Raw genomic sequence first — 24,079 nt, 5'->3', positions numbered from 1 at the left:
CGCGGGACCGTCACAGCGAGCGCGGCAGCACCACGGTAAAGGTGGTGCCGTCCGCCTCGCTGGACGTCACTTCAATGCTGCCCCGATGGGCCAGCACCACTTCCTTGACGATAAACAAACCCAACCCCAGGCTGGTCGACGTGCTGCCCGGTTCCTCATTGGCGCTGCGCACCAGTGGGTCGAACACCGTGCCCAGGGCGGCTTCGGGGATCGGCGGGCCGTAGTTGTGCATGCGCAATTCCACGCTGTCCGCCGTGCCTTTGAGCGTCAGGGTCACCGCCTGGCTGTGGGTGCCGTGCTGCAAGGCGTTGCCGATCAGATTCTGCAGCAGTTGGTCGACGCGGCCACGGTCCCACTGACCGTGGGTGTCGCCGTGGATGATCAGCGCCGGGTTGCATTCCGGGCGACCTGCGCACGCCTCGTCGATGGCCTCGCGCGCGGCGTCCGCCAGGCTCATGGGTTTGGGGTCGATGGGCAGGCTGCTGCCCAAACGGCTGCGTACGAACTCCAGCAGGTCGCTGACCATCGCCCCCATGTGGCGCGCGCCGTTGCGGATATTGCCCAGCAGGCTCAACCCCTGGTTATCCAACTGGGCCTTGCGCAACAGCATCTCGCTCGACATGTTCACTGCCTGCAACGGCGCGCGCAGGTCGTGGCCTAGGATCGCCAGGAAGATGTCCCGCGAGCGCGCCACTTGTTCGGCGTAGGCTGCGGTGGACTCGGCCAGGGCTTCGTCGATGGCTTCATTGAAGCGGATCATGTCTTGCAGGTCTGCCCGTTGCGGGGTTTGCACGCTGTCGACCCACAGCCGGATCACGCAGGCGCGCAAATGGCGGAACTCGGAGGTCATCTGCACCAGGTCAAAGCCCACGGTATGGCGCAGCTCGCCATGGCTGGCTGCGGCTTGATCCAGGCTGGGGGTTTTCTCCGGGCCTTCGCCCTTGGCCTTGGCGGCTTGTTCGCTGGCGCTTTGGCGGGTGTTCATGTCACGGGCGGCGGCCAGCAGGATCGAATGGGCGTGGTCGCGCAATTGTGTGCGGTTGAGGGTGTCGGCGGCGGGTGTCAGGGTCTGGGCGAACAGCTCCCATTCATCAACGATCTGCTCGGCGTGTAACACGATGAATTCGGATAAACGCATGGCCAGGTTTCCAGAACGATGAAAGCGCGTGGCGCATCGTAGCGCCATACGCGTGCTTCATTCACTGGCCCCGCAGGCCTGTGCCGATGAACGGTCAGAACAGGAAATAACGCTGCGCCATCGGCAGCACATCCGCCGGTTCGCACCAGAGCAATTGCCCGTCTGCCTTGACCTGATAGGTCTGCGGGTCCACGTCGATCTCCGGCAGGTAATCGTTGTGGATCAGGTCGGTTTTCTGCACATCACGGCAGCCCTTGACCACGCCGATGCGTTTCTTCAAACCCAGCGCTTCGGGCAGACCCTCGTCCAGCGCCGCCTGGCTGATAAACGTCAGGCTGGTGGCGTGCAATGAGCTGCCAAAGCTGGCGAACATCGGGCGGTAGTGCACCGGTTGCGGGGTCGGGATCGAAGCGTTGGCATCGCCCATCAGGCTGGAGGCAATCGCGCCGCCCTTGAGGATCAGCGTTGGCTTGATCCCGAAGAACGCTGGACGCCACAGCACCAGGTCGGCCCATTTGCCCACTTCGATGGAGCCCACCTCATGGCTGATGCCATGGGTGATCGCCGGGTTGATGGTGTACTTGGCGATGTAGCGTTTGGCGCGGAAATTGTCGTTGCCCGGGCCGTCGCCGGGCAGGGCGCCGCGTTGCTTTTTCATTTTGTCGGCGGTTTGCCAGGTGCGCGTGATCACTTCGCCGACGCGGCCCATAGCCTGGCTGTCGGAGCTGATCATCGAGAACGCGCCGAGGTCGTGCAGGATGTCTTCGGCGGCGATGGTTTCGCGGCGGATGCGGCTTTCGGCGAAGGCCACGTCTTCGGCAATGCTGGGGTCTAGGTGATGGCAGACCATCAACATGTCCAGGTGCTCGTCGATGGTGTTGCGGGTGAACGGCCGCGTCGGATTGGTGGAGCTGGGCAGTACGTTGGGGAAGCCGCACGCCTTGATGATGTCCGGCGCGTGGCCGCCGCCGGCGCCCTCGGTGTGGTAGGTATGGATGGTGCGACCCTTGAGCGCGGCGAGGGTGGTTTCGACAAAACCGGACTCGTTGAGGGTGTCGCTGTGGATCGCCACTTGCACGTCGTAGTCGTCCGCCACCGTTAGGCAGTTGTCGATGCTCGCCGGGGTGGTGCCCCAGTCTTCATGCAGCTTCAAACCGATGGCGCCAGCCTTGACCTGTTCGATCAATGGGCCCGGCAGGCTGGCGTTGCCCTTGCCGGTAAAACCGATGTTCATCGGGAACGAATCGCTGGCCTGCAGCATGCGCGCCAGGTGCCACGGCCCCGAGGTGCAGGTGGTGGCGTTGGTGCCGGTGGCCGGGCCGGTACCGCCGCCGATCATAGTGGTGACGCCGCTGGTCAGCGCTTCTTCGATCTGCTGCGGGCAAATGAAATGCACATGGGAGTCGATGCCGCCGGCGGTGAGGATCATGCCTTCGCCGGCGATCACTTCAGTGCTGGCGCCGATGGCCATGGTCACGCCGGGCTGGATATCCGGGTTACCGGCTTTGCCGATGGCGTGGATGCGCCCGTTCTTGAGGCCCACGTCGGCCTTGACGATGCCCCAGTGGTCGATGATCAACGCATTGGTGATCAAGGTGTCGACCACCTCGGCGGCGAGCAACTGGCTCTGGCCCTGGCCATCGCGAATCACCTTGCCGCCACCGAATTTGACCTCTTCGCCGTACACGGTGAAGTCCTGTTCCACTTCGACGAACAGCTCGGTGTCGGCCAGGCGGACCTTGTCGCCGACGGTGGGGCCGTACATATCGGCGTAGGCTTGGCGGCTGATTTTCATGTGTGTGCCCTGAAATATTTGTGTTGAATGTGAAATCGCTATCGGGGGCAAGCCCCCTCCCACCTTTGGAATGCGTTCCCCTGTGGGAGGGGGCTTGCCCCCGATGAGGCCCTAAAGGTCGCCCATGATCCGCCCGGCAAACCCGAACACCCGCCGACCGCCGCTCAAATCCACCAGCTCGACCTCACGGCTCTGCCCCGGCTCGAACCGCACCGCCGTACCCGCCGGAATATTCAAACGCATGCCACGGCTGGCGGCGCGGTCAAAGGTCAGCGCGTCGTTGGTTTCGAAAAAGTGGTAATGCGAACCCACCTGGATCGGCCGGTCGCCGCTGTTGGCCACGCTCAGGGTGACGGTACGGCGGCCGACGTTGAGTTCGATCTCGCCGGGCTGGATCTGAAATTCACCAGGAATCATGCAGGTTGCCCCAGGGTCTTGTAGTAGATGGCGGTCGGGCTGTAGCGCCCGTCCGGGCTTTGGCAGTAGTCGGGCAGCTCACCGATCTTGGTGTAGCGCAGCGACTGGTAGAAGGCTTCGGCCGGCGAGCCGGCTTCGGTGTCCAGGTACAGCAGGCCACGCCGGTGCTGGCGGGCGGCGAGTTCCAGGGCGTTCATCAATTGCTGGCCGAGGCCGTGGCGGCGGGCGCTGCTGTGCACCAGTAGCTTCTGGACTTCGGCGCGATTGAGGCCGTTGGCTTTCTGGCACAACGCCAACTGCACGCTGGCGATCACCTGCTCGTCGCGCACCACCACCCACAGCAACAGGCTGGCGTCTTGCAGGCTCGCCTGCACGCCGTTGAGGTAACTGCGCGCCTGGGCGTCATCGAAGTCGGCCATGAAACCCACCGACGCACCGTGACTGACCGCGTCCAACAGCAGTTCACTCAAGCCCTGGCGGTAATGGGCGAAACTTTCCGCATTGACGCGACGCATTTGCGCAGCACTCATCGATCTCACTCCTTGGGCGGTTCGGCGCCGGGGTTCAGGGCCAGTTGCATAAAGGTCAGGTCCAGCCAGCGGCCGAACTTGATGCCCACTTGCGGCATTTGCCCGGTGGTGACGAAGCCCAGGCGCTCGTGCAGGCGGATCGAGGCCTGATTGCCACTTTCGATGGCGGCGACCATCACGTATTTGCCGGCGCTGCGCGCTCGTTCGATCAGCACTTGCATCAAGCGTGGGCCAAGGCCCTTGCCGCGTTGGTCGTTGCGCACGTACACCGAGTGCTCGACGCTGTAGCGAAAACCTTCGAATGGTCGCCAGTCGCCGAACGAGGAATAGCCCGTCACCTCGTCGTTTTCCACCGCCACCAGGATCGGGTAACCCTGGGCCTGGAGCGCGTTGAACCACGCCAGGCGGTTGGCCAGGTCCACCGGTTGTTCGTTCCAGATCGCCGTAGTGTTGCGCACCGCGTCGTTGTAGATATCGCGAATGGCGGGAAGGTCCTTTTCGGTTGCATCACGAATCATGAGCGTGCCTCAGGCAATCGGTTGATGAACGGTGACTAGCTTGGTGCCGTCCGGAAAAGTGGCTTCCACCTGGATATCCGGGATCATCTCCGGGATGCCTTCCATCACTTGTTCACGGCTCAGCAGGGTGGTGCCGTAGTGCATCAGGTCGGCCACCGTGCGGCCATCGCGGGCGCCTTCCATCAAGGCGGCGGAGATGTAGGCGATGGTTTCCGGGTAATTGAGCTTCACCCCACGCGCCAGGCGGCGCTCGGCAACTAAGCCGGCAGTGAAGATCAGCAGTTTGTCTTTTTCCCGTGGGGTCAGGTCCATGGTTCAGTCCGTCGTGAAATACATTCGTAAATACAGTGAAGATTAAGTGTGGGAGGGGGCTTGCCCCCGATAGCAGTGGGTCAGTGAAAAATGCTCTGCTTGACACGCCACTATCGGGAGCAAGCCCCCTCCCACATTTTTGATCTTCATGTGCTCCAGATTCTCGGTGATACCGCTTCTCGGCCCAATATGGCCGGGCGCAACAGCCGCCACACATCAATCAACCATCCCCGCGCCAGCAACGCCTCGCTGGCCAGGCAGCGGGCCACCAGCAAGCCGGGCAATTGGGTCAGGTCGCCGCGCACGGCGTGGGGCAGCGCGCGGCAACGTTCCAATAACTCAGGGTCGATATCGCCCGTCACCAGCAACGTGGCGAACACCGGTTGCCCGTCCAGGCCGATGGGCGAATCCAGCAGCCCGTCGCCGCCGACGATGCGTTGGCGTTCATGCCAGAGCGACTGCCCGTCGCGGCGGATATCCAGGTGCGATTGAAAGTGCCCAAGGTCGAAGCGTTCGTCACTGGCCGGTCGGCCCAGCGCAACCACGTCCCAATAGAACAGCCGGGCATCGCCGTGCAGGTCGATGCGCGTGGTGAGTTCGGCTTGGGCCGCACTGAACACGATGGTTTCCTGGGGCAGCCACTCCAGCGTGGCGCCGGCCTCTACCGTCAGCGCCAGTTGTTGAAAAGCCGGGCTGCTGGCGCGGTACCACTTGGCCGCGCCAGGGCTGGTCAGTTGTGCCCAGGCGCCCTCGGCGACGTGGGCGCTGATGTCCAGGCGGTCGCCGCCGGCAATGCCGCCCGGTGGGTGCACTATGATGTGCTGGCACACCTCGGGGCCTTCGGCATACAGATGCTTTTGCACGCGCAGCGGGCCGACGTGGCGGCGCATCACCGGGCGCGTGGTGTCGCCGAAGCGCGCGTAGCCTAGCTCCAGCGCGGCGTGCCAGCTGGGGGTGAACAGGGCAGGGGAAACGGGCAGGTTCATAACGGCGTGCTTTTCATGAGGTCGCAACAGATTAGATGGTTACCAGGCCGCGCACACCTTCGCTTTCCATATTTTCGCCACGGCCTTGCTGGACGATTTCCCCACGTGACATCACCAGGTACTGGTCGGCCAGTTCGGCGGCAAAGTCGTAGAACTGCTCCACCAGCAGGATCGCCATATCGCCCCGGGCCGCGAGTTTTTTGATCACCGCGCCGATCTCCTTGATCACCGACGGCTGGATGCCCTCGGTGGGTTCATCGAGGATCAACAGGCGTGGGCGACTGGCCAGGGCGCGGCCGATTGCCAATTGCTGCTGCTGACCGCCGGACAAGTCACCGCCACGACGATGCTTCATTTGCAGCAACACCGGGAACAGTTCATAGATAAACGCCGGCACTTCCTTGGCCTCGGCGCCGGGGAATCGCGACAGGCCCATCAGCAGGTTTTCTTCCACCGTCAGCCGCCCGAAAATCTCCCGGCCCTGAGGCACGTAGGCGATCCCGGCGTGTACGCGCTGATGGGGCTTGAACCCGGTGATCGGCTTGCCCTCCCAATTCACTGCGCCTTCTTTGGCCGGCAGCAAACCCATCAGGCATTTGAGCAGGGTGGTCTTGCCCACGCCGTTACGGCCGAGCAGGCAGGTCACTTCGCCGATTTTTACGTCGAATGAGAGCCCGCGCAGGATGTGGCTACCGCCGTAGTACTGATGCAGCTTGTCGACTTGCAGCATGTTCAATTCTCCCCAATGATCGTTCCCATGCTCCGCGTGGGAATGATCAACGAACTCCGTTAGTTGGCGTTAAGCGGCAAGCTTCAAGCTTCAAGCTGCAAGTTAGAGCGGACGGATGCCTGCTTTGCTTTAACTTGCCGCTTGAAGCTTTAGGCTCGAAGCTGGCCGATGTATCACCGTCCCAAATACACCTCAATCACCCGCTCATTTTCCTGCACCTGCTCCAGCGATCCTTCGGCCAGCACGCTGCCCTGGTGCAACACCGTCACATGGTCGGCAATCGCGCCGACAAAGCCCATGTCGTGTTCCACCACCATCAGCGAATGCTTGCCCGCCAGGCCCTTGAACAATTCGGCGGTGAATTCGGTTTCGGCGTCGGTCATGCCGGCCACCGGTTCGTCCAGCAACAGCAACTGCGGGTCTTGCATCAACAGCATGCCGATTTCCAGGAATTGCTTTTGGCCGTGGGACAGCAGCCCGGCCGGGCGATGCACCGAAGCGCTGAGGCGGATGGTGTCGAGCACTTCATCGATACGATCCTTTTGTGCGCCGCTCAGGCGCGCACGCAGGCTGGCCCATACCGACTTGTCGGTCTTTTGCGCCAGCTCCAGGTTTTCGAACACGCTGAGAGCTTCGAACACCGTGGGTTTCTGGAACTTGCGACCGATGCCGGCCTGGGCGATCTGCACTTCGCTCAGGCTGGTCAGGTCCAGGGTTTCGCCGAACCAGGCATTGCCGTGGCTGGGGCGGGTCTTGCCGGTAATCACGTCCATCAGCGTGGTTTTGCCCGCGCCGTTGGGGCCGATGATGCAGCGCAGTTCGCCGACGCCGATGTACAGGTTCAAGTCGTTGAGCGCCTTGAAACCATCGAAGCTCACGCTGATATCTTCCAGGGTCAGGATGGTGCCATGGCGGGTGTTCAGGCCCTTGCCGGCCACCTGGCCCAAGCCGATGGCGTCGCGGCCGCTGCCCGCATCGAGAATAGGTTCAAGCATCACATTCCTCATTTCTTCAGCAGCCCGATCACGCCCTTGGGCAGGTACAGGGTGACGATGATGAACAGCGCCCCGAGGAAGAACAGCCAGTATTCCGGGAAGGCCACGGTGAACCAGCTCTTCATGCCGTTGACCACCCCGGCACCCAGCAGCGGACCGATCAGCGTGCCGCGCCCGCCCAGGGCCACCCACACGGCGGCTTCGATAGAGTTGGTCGGCGACATTTCGCTGGGGTTGATGATGCCCACCTGCGGCACATACAGCGCCCCGGCCAGGCCGCACAGCACCGCGCTCAACACCCACACGAACAGCTTGAAGCCGCGTGGGTCGTAGCCGCAGAACATCAGGCGGTTCTCGGCGTCGCGCAGGGCGGTCAGCACCCGGCCGAACTTGCTGCGCGCCAGGCGCCAGCCGATGAACAGACTCGCCACCAGCAACAGCACCGTGGCCAGGAACAACACCGCCCGCGTGCCCGGCTCGGTGATGCCGAAGCCGAGGATGCTGCGAAAGTTGGTGAAGCCGTTGTTGCCGCCAAAGCCGGTCTCGTTGCGAAAGAACAGCAGCATGCCGGCAAAGGTCAGGGCCTGGGTCATGATCGAGAAATACACGCCCTTGATTCGCGAGCGAAAGGCGAAGAACCCGAACACCAGGGCCAGCAACCCCGGCGCCAGCACTACCAGGCACAAGGCCCAGAGAAAGTGATCGGTGCCGGCCCAATACCAGGGTAATTCGGTCCACGATAAAAAGGTCATAAACGCCGGCAGCTCACTACCGGCGGCCTGGCGCATCAGGTACATGCCCATCGCGTAACCGCCCAGGGCAAAGAACAAACCGTGGCCGAGGGACAGCATCCCGGCGTAACCCCACACCAAGTCCAAGGCCAGGGCGACGATGGCATAGCACAGGATTTTGCCCACCAGGGTCAGGGTGTAGGCCGATACGTGCAAGGCGTTGTCCACCGGCAACAGCGACAGCAATGGCAACGCCAGCAGCAGCGCCAGGATCACCGCGCCCACGGCGATGGTCACCTTGGGGCCGGCCTTTTGCGTGGCCGTGAGCATCAATGGCTGGTTCATCAGTCGATCACCCGTCCTTTCAGTGCGAAGAGTCCTTGCGGGCGTTTCTGGATAAACAGAATGATCAGCGCGAGGATCAGGATCTTGCCCAGCACCGCGCCGATCTGCGGCTCCAGAATCTTGTTGGCGATGCCCAGGCCGAAGGCGGCCATGACGCTACCGGCCAGTTGGCCGACGCCGCCGAGTACAACCACCAGGAACGAGTCGATGATGTAGCTCTGGCCCAGGTCCGGGCCGACGTTGCCGATCTGGCTGAGTGCGACACCGCCCAAGCCGGCGATGCCGGAACCCAGGCCGAACGCGAGCATATCCACACGCCCGGTGGGTACACCGCAGCAGGCGGCCATGTTGCGGTTCTGGGTCACGGCACGCACGTTGAGCCCCAGGCGCGTCTTGTTCAACAGCAGCCAGGTCAGCACCACCACGCACAGCGCAAAGGCGATGATCACGATGCGGTTGTACGGCAACACCAGGTTGGGCAGTACTTGAATACCGCCGGACAGCCATGCCGGGTTGGACACTTCGACGTTCTGCGCACCGAACACCAGACGCACCAGTTGGATCAGCATCAGGCTGATGCCCCAGGTGGCCAGCAGGGTTTCCAGCGGTCGACCGTACAGGTGACGAATCACCGTGCGTTCCAGGGCCATGCCGATGGCGGCGGTGACAAAGAAGGCCACCGGCAACGCGATCAAGGGGTAGAACTCGATGGCCGCGGGCACGTAGCGCTGCATCAGCAACTGCACCACATAGGTGGAATAGGCGCCGAGCATCAGCATCTCGCCGTGGGCCATATTGATCACGCCGAGCAGGCCGAAGGTGATCGCCAGGCCGAGGGCGGCCAGCAGCAGGATCGAGCCCAGGGACATACCGCTGAACGCCTGGCCGAGGATTTCACCCAGCATCAGTTTGCGTTTGACTTGGGCCAAGCTGGTTTCGGCGGCGGTATGCACGGCGGCGTCGGTTTCCACGCCCGGCGCCAGCAGCGCTTCCAGGCGCGTGCGCGCCAGCGGGTCGCCGGTGCTGCCTAGCAGGCGCACGGCGGCCAGGCGTATCGCCGGGTCGGCGTCGACCAGTTGCAGGTTGGCCAGGGCCAGGCTGAGGGCGGTGTGTACGTCCTCATTGGTTTCGGCGGCGACCTGCTGGTCGAGGAATTTCAATTGCGCCGGTTGGGCGCTTTTTTGCAGGGTTTGCGCAGCCGCTAGACGCACTTTGGGGTCGGCGGCCAGCAGTTGTTGGCTGGCCTGTACGTTATCGATCAAGCCGCGTAGACGATTGTTCAAACGCACGGTCTTGGTTTCGCCATTGACGGTGAGTTGGCCCTGTTGCAGGGCGTCCACCAGCTCGATGCGCGCAGGGTCGGGGTTGGCGGCCCAGTCCTGCAACAGCTTGGCCTGTTGCGTCGGGTTGGCGGCCAGGAAGTCTTCGGCATCGCCGGCGTGTACCACCAAAGGCAGCAACAGCAAGGCTGTGACGATGAAACGGTGCAGGGCAGTGGGCATACAAAATGTCCTGATCGTGTGGGAGGGGGCTTGCCCCGATGGCGGCGTATCAGTCAGCACATGCAGTGCCTGACACTCAGCTATCGGGGCCCCCCTCCCACAGTTGGCCTGTGGTGGGGCTTAGTTGCTCTTCACCGCATAGTCCGGCTTTTTGTCATTGCCTGGGATGTATGGGCTCCACGGCTGTGCTCGAATCGGCTCCTGGGTCTGCCACACCACCGAGAACTGCCCGTCGGCCTGGATCTCGCCGATCATCACCGGCTTGTGCAGGTGGTGATTGGTCTTGTCCATGGTCAGGGTAAAGCCCGACGGCGCGGCGAAGGTCTGGCCGCCCAGCGCTTCACGCACTTTGTCGACGTCGGTGGACTTGGCTTTCTCCGCCGCCTGCGCCCACATATGGATACCCACGTAGGTGGCTTCCATCGGGTCGTTGGTCACGGCTTTGTCGGCGCCCGGCAGGTTGTGTTTCTTCGCATAGGCTTTCCAGTCGGCGACGAATTTCTGGTTCACCGGGTTCTCCACCGACTGGAAGTAGTTCCAGGCGGCGAGGTTGCCCACCAGCGGCTTGGTGTCGATGCCGCGCAGTTCCTCTTCGCCAACAGAGAACGCCACTACCGGCACTTCGGTCGCTTTGAGGCCCTGGTTGGCCAGCTCTTTGTAGAACGGCACGTTGGAGTCGCCGTTGACGGTGGAGATCACGGCAGTCTTGCCGCCGGCCGAGAACTTCTTGATGTTGGCGACAATGGTCTGGTAATCGGCATGGCCGAACGGGGTGTAGACCTCTTCGATGTCTTTATCCGCTACGCCTTTGGAATGCAGGAACGAGCGCAGGATTTTGTTGGTGGTGCGCGGGTACACGTAGTCGGTGCCGAGCAGGAAGAAACGCTTGGCGCCGCCGCCTTCCTCGCTCATCAGGTATTCAACGGCCGGGATCGCCTGCTGGTTCGGCGCCGCGCCGGTGTAGAACACGTTCGGCGACATCTCTTCGCCTTCGTACTGCACCGGGTAGAACAGCAGGCCGTTGAGTTCTTCGAACACCGGCAATACGGATTTGCGCGACACCGAGGTCCAGCAGCCGAACACCACGGCGACTTTGTCCTGGGTCAGCAACTGCCGACCTTTTTCAGCGAACAGCGGCCAGTTCGACGCCGGGTCAACCACCACAGGCTCCAACATTTTTCCGTTCACACCACCCTTGGCGTTGATCTCGTCGATGGTCATCAACGCCATGTCCTTAAGCGACGTTTCGGAGATAGCCATGGTCCCGGACAGCGAGTGCAGGATGCCGACCTTGATGGTCTCGGCGGCCTGGACGGTCCAAGTCATGCCCATGGCGGCAATGGATGCCGAAAGAGTGAAAGCCTTGATCAAGCTGCGACGCTTCATGGTGCGATCTCCGAGTACCCAAGTGTTGTTGTTGGACAGATACTCCGGTGATTGCAAGGGCTGTGCCTGCTTGCCCTAACGAGTGAATACGGCGCTCACACCGCGCTGGCGGCCAGGCTCTGCACCGAATCGGCGCCTGAACCTGGCCGTGGTGCGGGGCCGGCACTGCACTGGTGCGTTGGCCCCGGCTTGTGTCATGGGCGCGCCGATTGGCCTTGCCCGAACCACCGCGACAGCACCAGGCGATCCAGCACCCACACCGCAATCAACGAGGCGCCCACCAAGGGGAAGATGATCGCCAGCGCCAGCATGATGGCCATCGCGGTTTTCCACTTCGGCAGGTCATGGCGCAATGGCGGCACCCCGAGCCCGCCCTGGGGCCGGCGCTTCCACCAGATCACCACGCCGCTGACCGCGCTGAGCAGGATCATCAGGCAGATCAACAACACGAGCAGTTGGTTGACCCAGCCGAACATCTTGCCTTCGTGCAGCATCACGCCGGTCTCGGTGGCCCGCGCGACCAGGTTGTAGTGCGCCCAGCGCACGTCGGCCAGGACCTTGCCGGTGTATTGATCCACATGCAGGGTCGCGTCGTTGCGCGGGTCGTCGGCGAACACGGCGATGGTGAAAACGCCGTTGGCCGTGGTGGGGAAGGTGATGCTGTAGCCGGGCTCGACTTGGCGCGCGGTGGCCAGGTCGACCACCTGTTGCAGGCGCACGGTCGGCGCAGCCGGGCCCGAATGCATGGCGCCGTGATTCATGTGTTCGGCATGGTCGCCGGACATCGGCATCGGCGTGTTTTCCATGGCCCAGGGCACGGTCTGTTGCGTCGCGGTGTTGAGTGCCCGCGCTTGCTGATCGGACTGCGGCACGTCGTTCCACATCGCTGCGGGGAAGCGGTTCCAGAGCTCGGCGTATTGCTTGCCCCAGAAGCCGGTCCAGGTCATGCCGCTGAGCAGCATCACCAGCAGAAACGCCGCGCCCCAGAAGCCCACCACCGCGTGCAGATCGCGCCAGAACAGCCGCCCGCGACTGCCGAGACGTGGCCACAGCACGCCGGCTGAAGACTTGCCGCGCGGCCACCACAGGTACAGGCCGGACACCACCAGCATCACGCCCCAACCGGCGGCGAGTTCTACCCAGCGATCGCCGGTGGTGCCGATCATCAATTCACCGTGCAATGCACGGGCGATGGCTTGCAGATTGTATTGGGCGTCCTGCTCGCCGAGCACGGTGCCGCGATAGGGGTCGACAAACACCGTCACTTCGCGGCCATCGTTGCGCATCACAAACTGTGCGCTGCTGGTGGCGGTGGCCGGCGGTAGGTATTTGCTGATCTTGCCCTGGGGAAAGGCCGCCTGGGCCCGTTGCAGTTGCTCGTCGGCGCTCAGCGCGTGTTCGGCGCTTTGCACCGTGAGCAGGTCGCCGTACATCAGCGGATCGAGCTGGGGTTTGAACAGGTAGATGATGCCGGTCAGGGCCAGCAGCACCATAAAGGGGGCGACAAACAGGCCGGCGTAAAAATGCCAGCGCCAGGCCAGGTTGTAGAAGGAAACTTTTTGAGTGCTCATCAGGGGCTCCGCAAGGCTTTGGTTTTTTGTTTCAGATGTACCGCCATCGGGGGCAAGCCCCCTCCCACATTGGGTGCGCATTTCAAAATGTGGGAGGGGGCTTGCCCTGATGCTTTTAGAAGCTCATGTCCACCTTGGTCCAGAGCGTGCGCCCCGGCTCCTTGAGGGCTTGCGGATCGCTCGCCGGGTAGCCGAACCCGGCGTTGCCGGCCAGGTTCAGGTGCTCGGCGTAGGCCTTGCCGAACAGGTTGTCGACGCCGGTGCTGACTTTGAAGTTTTTATTGATGCGATAAGCCCCGTTCAGCGAGAACACGCCAAACCCGCCGCTCTTGTCATAGTCCTTGCCGACCACATTGCCTTTGTTCTGGTCGATGCGGTTTTGCGCCGCGACTACCCGCCACAGGGCTCCGGCGCTCCAGTTATCCTCGCTGTACGTCAGGCCCAGGCGGGTATCCAGCGGCGGCATTTGCGGCAGGGCCTTGCCGTCGCTGCTGTTCTTGCCCCAGGCGTAGGCCAGGGTCGCATCGGCTTTCCAGTGCTGGGTCAATTTGTAAGCCGCGCCCAGTTCGCCGCCCATGATGCGTGCGTCCACATTGCGTGCCTGGGAGGTGGTGCCCATCATGCCGGGCTTATAATCGAACAGGATAAAGTCGCGCACCTGGCCGACGTAGCCCGATGCCCAGGCTTCGAGCGTGTCGGTTTTGTACTGCGCGCCGACGTCGAGCTGGGTGGTTTTTTCCGGCTTCACACCCTCGAATGCATTCACCGAACCGACCGCGCCGGTGTTGGGCGAAAACAGCTCCCAGTAGTCCGGGAAACGCTGCGAATGGCCGAGCCCGGCGTAGACAGTCGTGGGGCTGTCCGCCAGGTCGTGTTCATAGCGCATAAAGCCCGACGGCAAAGTGTCGGCGCGGGTCTCATCGGCGGTGGGGTTGGCGCGTTTGCTCATGCCCGAGCCGGTGGTCTGGCGAAAGTCCTTGGCCGAGGCGCGGTCCAGGCGCGCGCCGCTGACCAGGCGATCACGGTCGGCGGCATACCAGGTGAGTTCGCCAAACACGCCGTAGTTGTGGAAGTCGGCGTCCTTGTCGCGCGGCAGGTTTTTGTAGGTGTCGATGCCCATACTGCTGCGTTGGCGGTGTTCGTTGGTCTGGGCGTCCAGGCCGCCGATCAACTGCACGTCGGCCCAGCGCCAAGTGGCCTTGATGCGGGCACCGAGGGTGCGTCGGTCGACGTTGGAGGCCATGGGGCCGGCCATCATCCCGGTGCCCGACGGCGTGCGCAGGCTGTAGTTGTCCATCACATGGTCGGCGTAGTTGTAGTAAACCTGGGCTTCGACCTTATCCAGCACCTCGCCGATATTCGACTTTTCGAAGCGCAGCCCCAGGCTCTCGCGCAGGAACTGCGAACCGTCCATGCCGCGCCCGGCGTAGCGCGCTTCGCCGTCGCCACGGCCAGCGGTAAGTTCCAGCAAGGTGTCGGCGTCGGGGGTGAAACCCACCGCAACGTCACCGTTCCACTTGTCATAGCGCGAGGCGACTGTGTCGTTATGGCCGTCCTTGTAGTCATCGGCGTGGGCCTGGTTGCCGATCACTCGCACGTAGCCCAACGGCCCGCCGGCGGCGGCATCGATGACCTTGTCGAAGCGTCCGTTGGAGCCGGCCAGCACACTGGCGTTGAGACGCGTGCCGAGTTCGCCGAAATGCTCAGGCTCACGGTCGAACAGGATCGTGCCGGCCGAGGCGCCCGGGCCCCAGAGTACGGTTTGCGGGCCTTTGATCACGGTGAGAGTGTCGTAGGTTTCCGGCGAGATGTAGGAGGTGGGCGCATCCATACGACCGGGACAGGCCCCGAGCATCATGCTGCCGTTGGTGAGGATATTCAGGCGCGAACCGAACATGCCGCGCAGCACCGGGTCGCCATTGGTGCCGCCGTTGCGTACCAGGGCGAAGCCGGGGATGGTCTTGAGGTAGTCGCCGCCATCGCTGGCGGGCACCGGTTGGCGGGGATCCTTGGGGTTGGTGACCACGGTCAGCGGCGAGCTGGGGGCGATTGCGGTGATCACCGTGGGGCTCAATTCATGTTCGTCGGCGTGGGCCATCGGAACCAGCAGTGCGCCGCACAGAACGGCGAACACGGGGGGGCTTCCCAAACGGGAGTCAGCAGAAAACCTGGACATGACAAATTCCATCAATCAATCGTAAACAACACGGCCAGCAGCCTGCGGCTGTCTGTCTAAAGTCGGCCGGGGTGAAGTAACGGGGTTGAGTGCTTACGTTGCGATGGGCGGCGCACGGCTGCGGGCGCCGGGGAAGATGCTCTGCCGGGCATGGCCCAGGCGCGTGGCGGGGGTGAGGGCGTTGGCCGGCGGTGGGGCGCCGACGGCCACGAAGGATGCGTTGCCGGGCAGGGCCGGGCAACTGAACAGCAGCTCGCAGTAGCCGCACTTGGCCCACAGCGCGTGGTGCTCGCTAGGGGCCTTGGGATGATGGGAGTCGCCGTGGTCAGCGGGCATCTCCATGGGCATTGCCATGGACATACCGGCGTGATGATCCATCGGCATCGCTTGGGAAATCAGCGGACCGATAAAGATCATCAGCATGGCGAACAGGCTGATCCAACTGCCGCGCGTTACACGGCGGCGGGGAGACAACCTGGCGCGAGGGGCGCCCATCGAGCTTCAGCCTATTGCGGGTGCTGGTGCTGGTGCTCGTGACCGGCCATGGGCGGCATTTTCTGCACTGACACTTGCACCTCGACCTTGCCGGCCTTTTCGAAGGTCAGGGTCAGCGGGAACTGTTTGCCATCGGCCAGCAGGCTGCGGTCTTTGAGGCCCAGCAACATCACATGGTAGGCCATGGGCGCGAACGTCAGATCGCCTTTGGCCGGCACGGCCACGTTGGGCACCTCTTGCATTTTCATCAGGGCGCCTTGCATGACGTGCTCGTGCAACTGCGCCTTTTCTGCCACTGGCGTCTCGGCGCTGAGCAGGCGGTCCGGTGTTTCTGCGGTGTTATGCACCACGAAATACGCCGCGACGGTGGGCGCATTGGGTGGCAACTCCTGGGACCAGGGATCGCTGACCAGCAGGTCGCCGGCCTTGTAGTCTTGAGCATTGGCAGCACTGAACACCGGCAGCAGCAACGCGGCCAGAAGCAGGGAAGATTTGAGCATGGCAGTTCTCCAGAACGGTTCTAAACGCAGTTCACTTGCGAAAAAGACTAGACCGGTGGAGAGGCGCGGGGGTTGAGGCTCGGCCATTGCTGGCGCGGGGTGGGGGTCTGCAATAACGGCGGCGACAGGCTTTGTAGCGGCTCGAAGCGCGTCACATACAACTGCGGCACATGCCCCGGCAATGCCACCAACGACGGTGAGCCCGAGCAACACCAGCAATGCTGCATGGTGGAATGATCGTCCGGCTGCGGTGCCGGAATCTCCAGTTTGCCCAGTTCGATAGTCTTGAGGCTGGCGCCATTGGATGAACAGAAACTACCCCACAGCAGTTGCTGCACAGGGTCCTTGGATTGCTGCATCGCCCCGGCCAGCGGCATGGCAAACGCGTTGAACAGCACTGCAAAGCAGGCGATCCAGACGATTGCAAAGCGTTGACGGGCCATGGCGGACAATCCGTAGGGTTAAACGATCAGGCCGGTATTTAGCCTGATCGGCGGGGATAAGTAAAAAGCGGCGGTGTGGTTTGGTGTCGCAGTGCTATCAGATCACCGTGGCGTGCAGCTTGAGGCCCAACGCTTTCATGACTTTCATGATAGTCGCGAACTCGGGATTGCCACCGCTGGAGAGGGCTTTATACAGACTTTCTCTGCCGAGGCCCGCGTCGCGGGCTACTTGGGTCATGCCTTGGGCGCGGGCGATGTTATTGAGCGCCGAACGAATCAGCACGCCGTCGCCCGCATCTTCTTCGAAGCATGCTTCAAGATATTCGGCCATATCTTCGGGCGTTCTTAGGTGCTCTGCCACATCGAAGTCAGTGAATTCATTCATGAATTACTCCTTTTTCTCAAAGTCTTCTGCAATTTGTTTAGCACGCTGAATGTCACGTTTCTGCGTTGATTTGTCGCCTCCGATCAACAGCAGATAAACCACCTCGCCTCTGCGAGTGAAATAAACCCTGTAGCCAGGGCCATAGTGGATGCGCATTTCAAAAACGCCATTTCCGAGCGCTTCGCAATCTCCAAAGTTGCCCCATTGCGCGTTATCCAACCTCGCCAGTACGCGTGCTCGCGCGGGTTTACTGCGTAACGAATCAAGCCATTCTTGAAAGTGTTTTGACTTCTTAAATTGAATCATCTTGGATCGTATTCCTTGGGATACAAAGTGGCAAGATGCGACGCGCTGCAAAAGCAGTGCATCCCCCTCCGCGGGCGCTGACGCAAAACCGCGAAACGGGAGGTTAGGGCGGGGGCTTTTGGCTGAGCCAGCCAGCTGGCTCGGAAGTGTCTGTAGGTGGATTCTGCGTTTAAGGCGGGGTAAGGGTGGTATCGGCGTCTGTTTACCGTAGCCGCTGGCATCAGCACCGGAGACCTGTTGGTCAACCTCAGCGAAGCACTCGCCTCGGCCAATGCGCTGAGTAGCGATTGCTCGGCGTTGCGCAGTTGATCAAACTGGCGCAGTGACTGGCGGATCCTGTGCACAGTGGTGTCGGACAGGCGATAGCCACAAGCCACTAACGCCACAACAAACAAGGTGGGAGGGGGCTTGCCCCCGATAGCGTTGTGTCAGTCGCTGATTTGCTGGCTGAACTATCGCCATCGGGGGCAAGCCCCCTCCCACATTAGGTTTGTGGTGCTCCACGAGTGTGTATTGCCTGTAGCAGCGCTGACACGGCTGTGAATTCTCGGTCCACCGCCGCCAACACTGGCCGCTTCAACACCAGCACTGGCACCCCGCGTTCCCGCGCCACTTCCAGCTTCGGCTCGGTGGCGGCACTGCCGCTGTTCTTGCTGATCAGTACATCGATCCCACGCCGTTCAAACAGCGCGCGTTCGTCTTCGAGCAGAAACGGCCCGCGTGCGCCAATCACTTCACAGCGATCATTGCCGGGGTACACATCCAATGCGCGCAGTGTCCAGAATTGCTCGGCGGGGATTTCGTCGAGGTGCTGCAACGGTTCGCGGCCCAAGGTGAAGAGCGGGCGCTTGAAGGGTTTCAGGGCTTCGATCAGCTCGGCCCAGTCACTCACTTCGCGCCAGTCATCATCGGCCTGCGGCTGCCACGCCGGACGGCGCAGGGCCCAGCAAGGGATGCCACTCAACCGCGCAGCCTCGGCGGCGTTACGGCTTATCTGCGCCGCATAGGGATGGGTCGCGTCGAGGATCAGGCTGATCCCTTCATCCCGGACAAACTGCGCCAGGCCCTCAGCGCCGCCATAACCTCCGACACGCACTTGGCAACTGAGATCGGTCGGCACACGCCCCACTCCCGCCAAACTGTAGATGTGCTGCGGGCCCAATGTGTGGGCAATGGCGAGGGCCTCGGTCACACCCCCCAGCAGCAGAATCCTGTTCATAGTGGCTTGATCACTTCGAGCAAAGTGATCGGCAGCGCCTGGCGCCAGGTATCGAAGTCGCCCAACGGCTGGGCCTGGGCTACATGGATGCGCGTCAGTTCGCCGCCGTGCCGGGCGCGCCAGTTCATCAGGGTTATTTCGCTTTGCAGGGTGACCGCGTTGGCGACCAGTCGGCCGCCGGGGCGTAGGTGTTGCCAGCAGGTATCGAGTACGCCGTCGCGGGTGACGCCGCCGCCGATGAAGATCGCGTCCGGGGCTTCAAGGCCTTGCAACGCATCCGGCGCTTTGCCGCGTATCAGCTGCAGGCCAGGTACACCAAGGGCGTCGCGGTTGTGTTCGATCAGGGTTTGGCGGCCTTCATCGGCCTCGATCGCCAGCGCGCGGCAGCTGGGGTGGGCGCGCATCCATTCGATGCCGATGGAGCCGCTGCCCGCGCCCACATCCCACAGCAGTTCGCCGGGCATGGGGGCGAGGCGGGCGAGGGTCATCGCGCGCACGTCGCGCTTGGTCAGTTGGCCGTCGTGCTGGAACGCCGAATCGGGCAACCCCGCCAGGCGCGACAGGCGCGGCGCCGTGGCATCCGCCACACAGTCGATGGCAACCAGGTTCAAATCGGCCACGCATGTGTGTTGCCACGCCTGCGCCAACCCATCGATGCGCTGTTCCTGCGCCCCGCCCAGGTGTTCGAACACGCTCAACCGGCTAGGTCCAAAGCCTGACTCAGCCAATAGCGAGGCGATCAAGGCAGGGCTGCGACCGTCATTGCTCAACACCAACAACCGCACGCCGCTGGCCAGATGCGCGTTAAGCGCCGCCAACGGGCGCGCCACCACGGAGAGCGTCACTACGTCCTGCAACGGCCAGCCCAACCGCGCCGCCGCCAACGACACCGACGACGGCGCCGGCAAGATCAGCAACTCCTGTGCGGCCACTTGCCGCGCCAGGCTGGCCCCTACGCCGTAGAACATCGGGTCGCCGCTGGCCAGCACGCACACAGGCTCACCGCGCCGCGCCAACACCGGCTCCAGGGAAAACGGGCTCGGCCATAATTGCCGCTCGCCTCGAATACACATCGGCAACAGATCCAACTGGCGTTGCCCGCCGATTATCCGTGAGGCGCGCAACAGGGCGTGCCGGGCGTTCCTGCCCAGCCCCTTGAAGCCGTCTTCACCGATGCCTACTACCGTCAGCCAGGGCGACATAGGGATTCCTTGAACGACATCCGACGGGCAGGCTTTTCATGCCGCCGGACAAAGCAGGCATAATACCGCGCCTTTGCCTATGAACCGGTAGCCCCGTGAAGCCAACGCCCGCTGTGAATACCTTGCGCCCCTCGGCTTGTCCGGGGTTGCTGCGTATTGTCCAGGCGCTGGATGGCGGCATCTGCCGGATCAAATTGGCCGGCGGTTCCATCACCGCCGCCCAGGCCCACGCGGTGGCGGACGCCGCCCAAGCCTATGCCGGTGGGGTGATCGAGGCGACCAATCGCGCCAATCTGCAGATTCGCGGCATCGGCGCCGAGCAGGACGCGTTGATTGCCATGCTGCTCGCCGCCGATCTTGGGCCGAATAACCCCGCCGGCGATGACGTGCGCAACCTGATGCTCAGCCCCAGCGCCGGCATTGACCCACAGATGCTGTTCGATACCCGCCCGCTGGCCGAGCAGATCCTCGCCACCTTGCAAAACCATTCGCGGTTTCACCAACTGTCGGCCAAGTTCGCGATCCAGTTGGATGGCGGCGAGGCCCTGGCGATGCTCGACCATCACCATGACCTGTGGCTATCGGCGTTTGTGCGCGATGGCAAGACATTGCTGGCGTTCGGCCTGGCCGGCTGCCCAGGCCAGGATGCCCCCGTGGCGGCGGTGCCGCTGGAGCAGGGCCATGCGCTGGTGGTGGCAGTACTGGAAGCTTTTCTCGACCTGGCGACCCCCGAGCAAACCCGCATGCGCCATCTGGATGTGGATAACCTCATGCGCCGCCTGCGTCTGCCGCTGCTGTCGGTGGAGGGCTTTAAACGCCCGGCCACTGGCGCGTTGCTGCACATCGGAAGTTATCCACAAGAGCAAAAGAATCAGTTCTATGTCGCGGCAGGCGCGCCGCTGGGTCGCCTGGACTCGATGATGCTCAAGGGCGCCGCGCAACTGGCCTGCGAGTACGGCGATGGGACGTTGCGCCTGACCCCTTGGCAGGGCGTGTTGCTGCCCAATATCGAGCGTCCGGTCGCGTTGACCCAGCGCTTGGCGCAGTTGGGCTTCCTGTGTGCAATCGACGATCCCCTCGCGCGCCTGATCGCCTGCACCGGTTCCAGCGGCTGCGGCAAAGCCCTGGCCGATACCAAAGCTGACGCTGTGCAACTGGCCGCGCTGCAACCCGGCGTGGAGGTGCACCTGTCCGGCTGCCCGCGCTCCTGCGCTGCTGCGCACACCGCGCCGGTCACCTTGCTTGCGGTAAGCCCCGGTCACTACGACGTCTATTTTCGCGATGCAGCCCAGCCCGGTTTTGGCCGGCTGCAGGCGCGCACCCTTTCTATTGAAGCGACGGGCACCTTGCTGCGTGCCCACCCACGGAGCAACACCGATGATTGATTACATCCGCGACGGTCAGGAGATCTATCGCAACTCCTTCGCCATTATTCGCGCGGAAGCCAACTTGGCCCGTATCCCGGCTGATTTGGAAAAACTCGCGGTGCGCGTGATTCATGCCTGCGGCATGGTCGAGGCCATCGACGGCTTGCAGTTTTCCGACGGCGCAGGCAAGGCCGGGCGCGATGCACTGGCCGCCGGCGCGCCGATCCTGTGCGACGCGCGCATGGTCTCCGAGGGTGTGACCCGTGCGCGCCTGCCGGCCAACAACCCCGTGATCTGCACCCTGCGTGACGACAGCGTGCCGGAACTGGCGCGGGAGCTGGGCAACACCCGTTCCGCCGCCGCCCTGGAACTGTGGCGCCCACACTTGGAGGGCAGCGTGGTGGTGATCGGCAACGCGCCGACGGCGCTGTTCTATCTGCTGGAGATGCTCGATGCCGGCGCACCGAAACCGGCGTTGATCCTGGGCTTTCCGGTGGGTTTTGTCGGTGCCGCCGAATCCAAGGCGATGCTGGCCGCCGACAGCCGTGGCGTGCCGTTCGTGATCATGCAAGGTCGCCTGGGCGGCAGCGCCATGGCCGCCGCAGCGGTGAATGCGCTCGCCACGGAGGTTGAATAATGTCGGCGCGCGGACGCTTGATCGGCCTGGGCGTGGGCCCCGGCGATCCTGAACTGATCACCGTCAAGGCGCTGCGCCTGCTGCGTGAGTCGCCGGTGGTGGCGTACTTCGTGGCCAAGGGCAAGAAGGGTAACGCCTTCGGCATCATCGAAGACCATCTGGTGCCACAGCAGACCCTGATGCCGCTGGTGTACCCGGTGACCACCGAAGCGCTGCCGGCACCGCTGTCCTACGAGCAGGTGATCAGCGATTTCTACGATACCGCCAGCGTCGATGTGGCCGCGCACCTGGATGCCGGCCGCGACGTGGCGGTGATCTGCGAAGGCGACCCGTTCTTCTACGGCTCCTACATGTACCTTCACGACCGTCTGGCCGAGCGCTACGAAGCGCACGTCATCCCCGGCGTGTGCTCGATGCTTGGCGGCGCCTCGGTGCTCGGCGCGCCACTGGTGTATCGCAACCAGAGCTTGTCGGTGCTTTCGGGCGTGTTGCCCCATGACGACCTCAAGCGCCGCCTGGCGGACGCTGACGCGGCGGTGATCATGAAGCTGGGGCGCAATTTTCCCAAGGTGCGCCAGGTGCTCGAAGAACTCGGCCTGGCCGAACGCGCGCTGTATGTGGAACGCGCGACCATGGCCAACCAGAAGATCGTGCCGCTGGATCAAGTGGAACCGATGTCGTCGCCATATTTTTCGCTGATCATCGTGCCCGGTGAACGGTGGCAAGGATGATGCGCCCGGCGATTGTCATCCTGGGCCAAGGCAGCTTGGCCACGGCGCGCAAGATCCAGCAGGTTTACCCTGGCGCGCTGATCCACGGCCTGGCGGGGCGTATTGAGGGTGCGGACACCCTCTACAACGAGTTCGGCACCACCCTGCGCCAGCTCTATCAACAGGGCACGCCGTTGATTGCGTTGTGCGCGGCCGGCATCGTGATTCGCACCCTGGCGCCGTTGCTGCTGGAAAAAGGCGAAGAGCCTGCGGTCCTCGCGGTGGCCGAAGACGGCAGCGCTGTGGTGCCGTTGCTGGGTGGGCTGGGTGGGGTCAACGTCATGGCCCGCGAGATCGCGGCTGCGTTGAACGTGGCGGCGGCAATCACCACCAGTGGTGAACTGCGTTTCGGCACTTGCCTGCTCAACCCTCCGAGTGGTTATGAGTTGGCCGATCTGGAGTTGGGCAAGCGTTTCGTCTCCGACCTGCTGGCCGGTGAAAGCGTGCGCATCGAAGGCGCGGCGCCGTGGCTGGAACAGGCCAATCTGCCCCAGGATCAACAGGCGCGCCTGGCGATTCATGTGGGCAGTGCCGAGCGCAAACCTGCGGCCAATGAATTGCTGATCTATCCGAAAACCGTGTGTGTGACCTGTGCTCCGGGCCCGTACTTGGCCGAACGCGTGCGCAGCGCTTTGGGAGAAGCCGGTATTGCCGTGCAATCCCTGGCCTGCCTTCTGGCCAGCCACACGCAGATGGCCGACTCGACGCTGCACGAAGCCGCGCTGGCGCTGGGCGTGCCGCTGCGGTTTGCCGATGTGCAGCCCGGCGCGCAGTTGCTGATCGATGTTGCCGAGCAACCATTGGATGTGTCCAAGCTGGGCCGCGCCCGTGGTCGCCTCGCTGTGATTGGCCTGGGCCCCGGCGCCGCCGAGTTGATGGTGCCGGCGGTGAAAGCCGAACTGGCGCGCTGCACCGATGTACTGGGTTATGAAACCTATGTGCGCATGGCCGGCCCATTCCGTGACGATCAGGTACAGCATTGCACCGACAACCGCGAAGAAATGCAGCGTGCGCGCCATGCTTTCGAACTGGCCGCCCAGGGCCGTTCGGTGGTGGTGGTGTCGTCCGGCGACCCGGGTGTGTTCGCCATGGCTGCGGCGGTAATCGAGGCGTTGCACGAGTCCGACGACCCGGCCTGGCATCAGGTCGACCTGGAAATCCTGCCAGGTGTCTCGGCGTCCCTGGCCACCGCCGCTCAGGCCGGCGCGCCGTTGGGGCATGACTTCTGCGTGATGTCGCTGTCGGACAACCTCAAGCCCTGGTCGATCATCGAAAAACGCCTGGACCTCGCGTCCCAGGCCGACCTGGCCCTGGCGTTCTACAACCCGATTTCGCGTTCGCGCCCGTGGCAACTGGGCCGCGCCCTGGAAATCGTCGCGCTGCATCGCACGCCGCAAACGCCGGTGGTGCTGGGCCGCGACATTGGCCGCCCCGGCCAGACGCTGCGCGTAACCACCCTGGGTCAACTCACCCCGGACCAGGTGGACATGCGCACCATGGTGCTGATCGGCTCGTCTACCACCTGCACATTCCCGCGGGCCGATGGCGGTACATGGGTCTATACACCGCGTTGGTACGGCGAAAAACCCGGCGCCTGAGGCTGCACGAAAGCTCCGATAACCC

General features: G+C 63.2%; 25 protein-coding genes and 1 pseudogene. 5 read left to right on the top strand and 21 right to left on the bottom strand.

Annotation, left to right across the window (positions count from 1 at the left end):
- Nucleotides 1–10: 10 nt before the first annotated feature.
- The 19 genes from QRN41_RS11900 to QRN41_RS11810 form a co-directional block, all read right to left on the bottom strand.
- Nucleotides 11–1,138 carry a sensor histidine kinase gene (locus QRN41_RS11900; protein WP_034136684.1) on the bottom strand — a complete coding sequence of 376 codons (1,128 nt, stop codon included), beginning with the start codon at nucleotides 1,136–1,138 and terminating at the stop codon, nucleotides 11–13.
- Nucleotides 1,139–1,232: 94 nt separating this feature from the next.
- Nucleotides 1,233–2,933 carry an urease subunit alpha gene (ureC, locus tag QRN41_RS11895; RefSeq protein ID WP_040265944.1) on the bottom strand — a complete coding sequence of 567 codons (1,701 nt, stop codon included), beginning with the start codon at nucleotides 2,931–2,933 and terminating at the stop codon, nucleotides 1,233–1,235.
- Nucleotides 2,934–3,044: 111 nt separating this feature from the next.
- The gene (locus tag QRN41_RS11890; protein ID WP_034111559.1) at nucleotides 3,045–3,350 is read right to left on the bottom strand and encodes an urease subunit beta; all 306 of its coding nucleotides are present in this window, start codon (nucleotides 3,348–3,350) and stop codon (nucleotides 3,045–3,047) included.
- Nucleotides 3,347–3,880: a GNAT family N-acetyltransferase gene (locus QRN41_RS11885; protein ID WP_094065083.1), complete on the bottom strand. Its 534-nt coding sequence runs from the start codon at nucleotides 3,878–3,880 to the stop codon at nucleotides 3,347–3,349. Before QRN41_RS11885 ends, QRN41_RS11890 begins: the two co-directional genes overlap by 4 nt.
- Nucleotides 3,881–3,885: 5 nt before the next feature.
- Complete coding sequence (locus QRN41_RS11880; RefSeq protein WP_285421606.1) at nucleotides 3,886–4,398, bottom strand: GNAT family N-acetyltransferase; 513 nt, start codon at nucleotides 4,396–4,398, stop codon at nucleotides 3,886–3,888.
- A gap of 9 nt (nucleotides 4,399–4,407) precedes the next feature.
- Complete coding sequence (gene ureA / locus QRN41_RS11875; RefSeq protein WP_003171437.1) at nucleotides 4,408–4,710, bottom strand: urease subunit gamma; 303 nt, start codon at nucleotides 4,708–4,710, stop codon at nucleotides 4,408–4,410.
- A 146-nt stretch (nucleotides 4,711–4,856) separates the two neighbouring features.
- On the bottom strand, nucleotides 4,857–5,696 hold the full coding sequence (locus tag QRN41_RS11870) for an urease accessory protein UreD (RefSeq protein ID WP_167416814.1): 840 nt from the start codon (nucleotides 5,694–5,696) through the stop codon (nucleotides 4,857–4,859).
- Nucleotides 5,697–5,727: 31 nt separating this feature from the next.
- The gene (urtE, locus tag QRN41_RS11865) at nucleotides 5,728–6,426 is read right to left on the bottom strand and encodes an urea ABC transporter ATP-binding subunit UrtE (protein ID WP_040265954.1); all 699 of its coding nucleotides are present in this window, start codon (nucleotides 6,424–6,426) and stop codon (nucleotides 5,728–5,730) included.
- Nucleotides 6,427–6,599: 173 nt separating this feature from the next.
- Nucleotides 6,600–7,433 (bottom strand): urea ABC transporter ATP-binding protein UrtD, encoded by an 834-nt coding sequence (gene urtD / locus QRN41_RS11860; protein ID WP_034095659.1) that lies wholly within the window; start codon nucleotides 7,431–7,433, stop codon nucleotides 6,600–6,602.
- The gene (gene urtC, locus QRN41_RS11855; RefSeq protein ID WP_034095660.1) at nucleotides 7,430–8,497 is read right to left on the bottom strand and encodes an urea ABC transporter permease subunit UrtC; all 1,068 of its coding nucleotides are present in this window, start codon (nucleotides 8,495–8,497) and stop codon (nucleotides 7,430–7,432) included. The genes urtD and urtC overlap by 4 nt, the downstream gene beginning before the upstream one ends.
- Nucleotides 8,497–9,999, bottom strand: coding sequence for an urea ABC transporter permease subunit UrtB (gene urtB / locus QRN41_RS11850; protein ID WP_034111567.1), 1,503 nt, complete (start codon nucleotides 9,997–9,999; stop codon nucleotides 8,497–8,499). The genes urtC and urtB overlap by 1 nt, the downstream gene beginning before the upstream one ends.
- 120 nt (nucleotides 10,000–10,119) lie before the next feature.
- Nucleotides 10,120–11,385 (bottom strand): urea ABC transporter substrate-binding protein, encoded by a 1,266-nt coding sequence (gene urtA, locus QRN41_RS11845; protein WP_034136691.1) that lies wholly within the window; start codon nucleotides 11,383–11,385, stop codon nucleotides 10,120–10,122.
- Nucleotides 11,386–11,579: 194 nt separating this feature from the next.
- On the bottom strand, nucleotides 11,580–12,956 hold the full coding sequence (locus QRN41_RS11840; RefSeq protein ID WP_285421605.1) for a PepSY-associated TM helix domain-containing protein: 1,377 nt from the start codon (nucleotides 12,954–12,956) through the stop codon (nucleotides 11,580–11,582).
- Between the two features lie 115 nt (nucleotides 12,957–13,071).
- Nucleotides 13,072–15,132, bottom strand: coding sequence for a TonB-dependent copper receptor (locus QRN41_RS11835; protein WP_285421604.1), 2,061 nt, complete (start codon nucleotides 15,130–15,132; stop codon nucleotides 13,072–13,074).
- A gap of 93 nt (nucleotides 15,133–15,225) precedes the next feature.
- Nucleotides 15,226–15,627 carry a DUF2946 domain-containing protein gene (locus QRN41_RS11830; RefSeq protein WP_034095664.1) on the bottom strand — a complete coding sequence of 134 codons (402 nt, stop codon included), beginning with the start codon at nucleotides 15,625–15,627 and terminating at the stop codon, nucleotides 15,226–15,228.
- 11 nt (nucleotides 15,628–15,638) lie between these two features.
- Complete coding sequence (locus QRN41_RS11825; protein WP_285421603.1) at nucleotides 15,639–16,127, bottom strand: copper chaperone PCu(A)C; 489 nt, start codon at nucleotides 16,125–16,127, stop codon at nucleotides 15,639–15,641.
- 47 nt (nucleotides 16,128–16,174) lie between these two features.
- A complete protein-coding gene (locus QRN41_RS11820; protein WP_123479525.1) occupies nucleotides 16,175–16,570 on the bottom strand; it encodes a DUF2946 domain-containing protein in 396 nt (131 codons plus the stop codon).
- 97 nt (nucleotides 16,571–16,667) lie between these two features.
- Nucleotides 16,668–16,955, bottom strand: coding sequence for an addiction module antidote protein (locus QRN41_RS11815; RefSeq protein ID WP_167416819.1), 288 nt, complete (start codon nucleotides 16,953–16,955; stop codon nucleotides 16,668–16,670).
- A gap of 3 nt (nucleotides 16,956–16,958) precedes the next feature.
- Entirely contained in the window at nucleotides 16,959–17,261 is a 303-nt protein-coding gene (locus tag QRN41_RS11810; protein WP_040265967.1) for a type II toxin-antitoxin system RelE/ParE family toxin, read from the bottom strand.
- 198 nt (nucleotides 17,262–17,459) lie between these two features.
- On the opposite strand from QRN41_RS11810, the pseudogene QRN41_RS26305 reads away from it, so the two are divergent.
- Nucleotides 17,460–17,587: pseudogene (locus QRN41_RS26305) on the top strand (DUF6124 family protein).
- A 158-nt stretch (nucleotides 17,588–17,745) separates the two neighbouring features.
- Here the strand turns inward: QRN41_RS26305 and QRN41_RS11805 are convergent.
- Nucleotides 17,746–18,480: a cobalt-precorrin-6A reductase gene (locus tag QRN41_RS11805; RefSeq protein ID WP_167416820.1), complete on the bottom strand. Its 735-nt coding sequence runs from the start codon at nucleotides 18,478–18,480 to the stop codon at nucleotides 17,746–17,748.
- The gene (gene cbiE, locus QRN41_RS11800) at nucleotides 18,477–19,682 is read right to left on the bottom strand and encodes a precorrin-6y C5,15-methyltransferase (decarboxylating) subunit CbiE (protein WP_167416821.1); all 1,206 of its coding nucleotides are present in this window, start codon (nucleotides 19,680–19,682) and stop codon (nucleotides 18,477–18,479) included. Before cbiE ends, QRN41_RS11805 begins: the two co-directional genes overlap by 4 nt.
- Before the next feature lie 95 nt (nucleotides 19,683–19,777).
- Between cbiE and cobG the strand changes: the two genes are divergently transcribed.
- From cobG to cobJ, 4 genes are read left to right on the top strand one after another with little or no spacing between them, the layout of a single operon-like run.
- Nucleotides 19,778–21,067 carry a precorrin-3B synthase gene (gene cobG, locus QRN41_RS11795; protein ID WP_285421602.1) on the top strand — a complete coding sequence of 430 codons (1,290 nt, stop codon included), beginning with the start codon at nucleotides 19,778–19,780 and terminating at the stop codon, nucleotides 21,065–21,067.
- Complete coding sequence (locus QRN41_RS11790; RefSeq protein ID WP_034095672.1) at nucleotides 21,060–21,686, top strand: precorrin-8X methylmutase; 627 nt, start codon at nucleotides 21,060–21,062, stop codon at nucleotides 21,684–21,686. Before cobG ends, QRN41_RS11790 begins: the two co-directional genes overlap by 8 nt.
- Entirely contained in the window at nucleotides 21,683–22,417 is a 735-nt protein-coding gene (locus tag QRN41_RS11785; protein WP_285421625.1) for a precorrin-2 C(20)-methyltransferase, read from the top strand. Before QRN41_RS11790 ends, QRN41_RS11785 begins: the two co-directional genes overlap by 4 nt.
- Complete coding sequence (gene cobJ, locus QRN41_RS11780) at nucleotides 22,417–24,054, top strand: precorrin-3B C(17)-methyltransferase (protein WP_285421601.1); 1,638 nt, start codon at nucleotides 22,417–22,419, stop codon at nucleotides 24,052–24,054. The genes QRN41_RS11785 and cobJ overlap by 1 nt, the downstream gene beginning before the upstream one ends.
- The last annotated feature ends 25 nt before the right edge of the window (nucleotides 24,055–24,079 follow it).

Source organism: Pseudomonas sp. efr-133-TYG-23 (genome assembly GCF_030209215.1).
GTDB lineage: Bacteria > Pseudomonadota > Gammaproteobacteria > Pseudomonadales > Pseudomonadaceae > Aquipseudomonas > Aquipseudomonas rhodesiae.
This window is presented reverse-complemented; position numbering and strand designations above follow the sequence as displayed.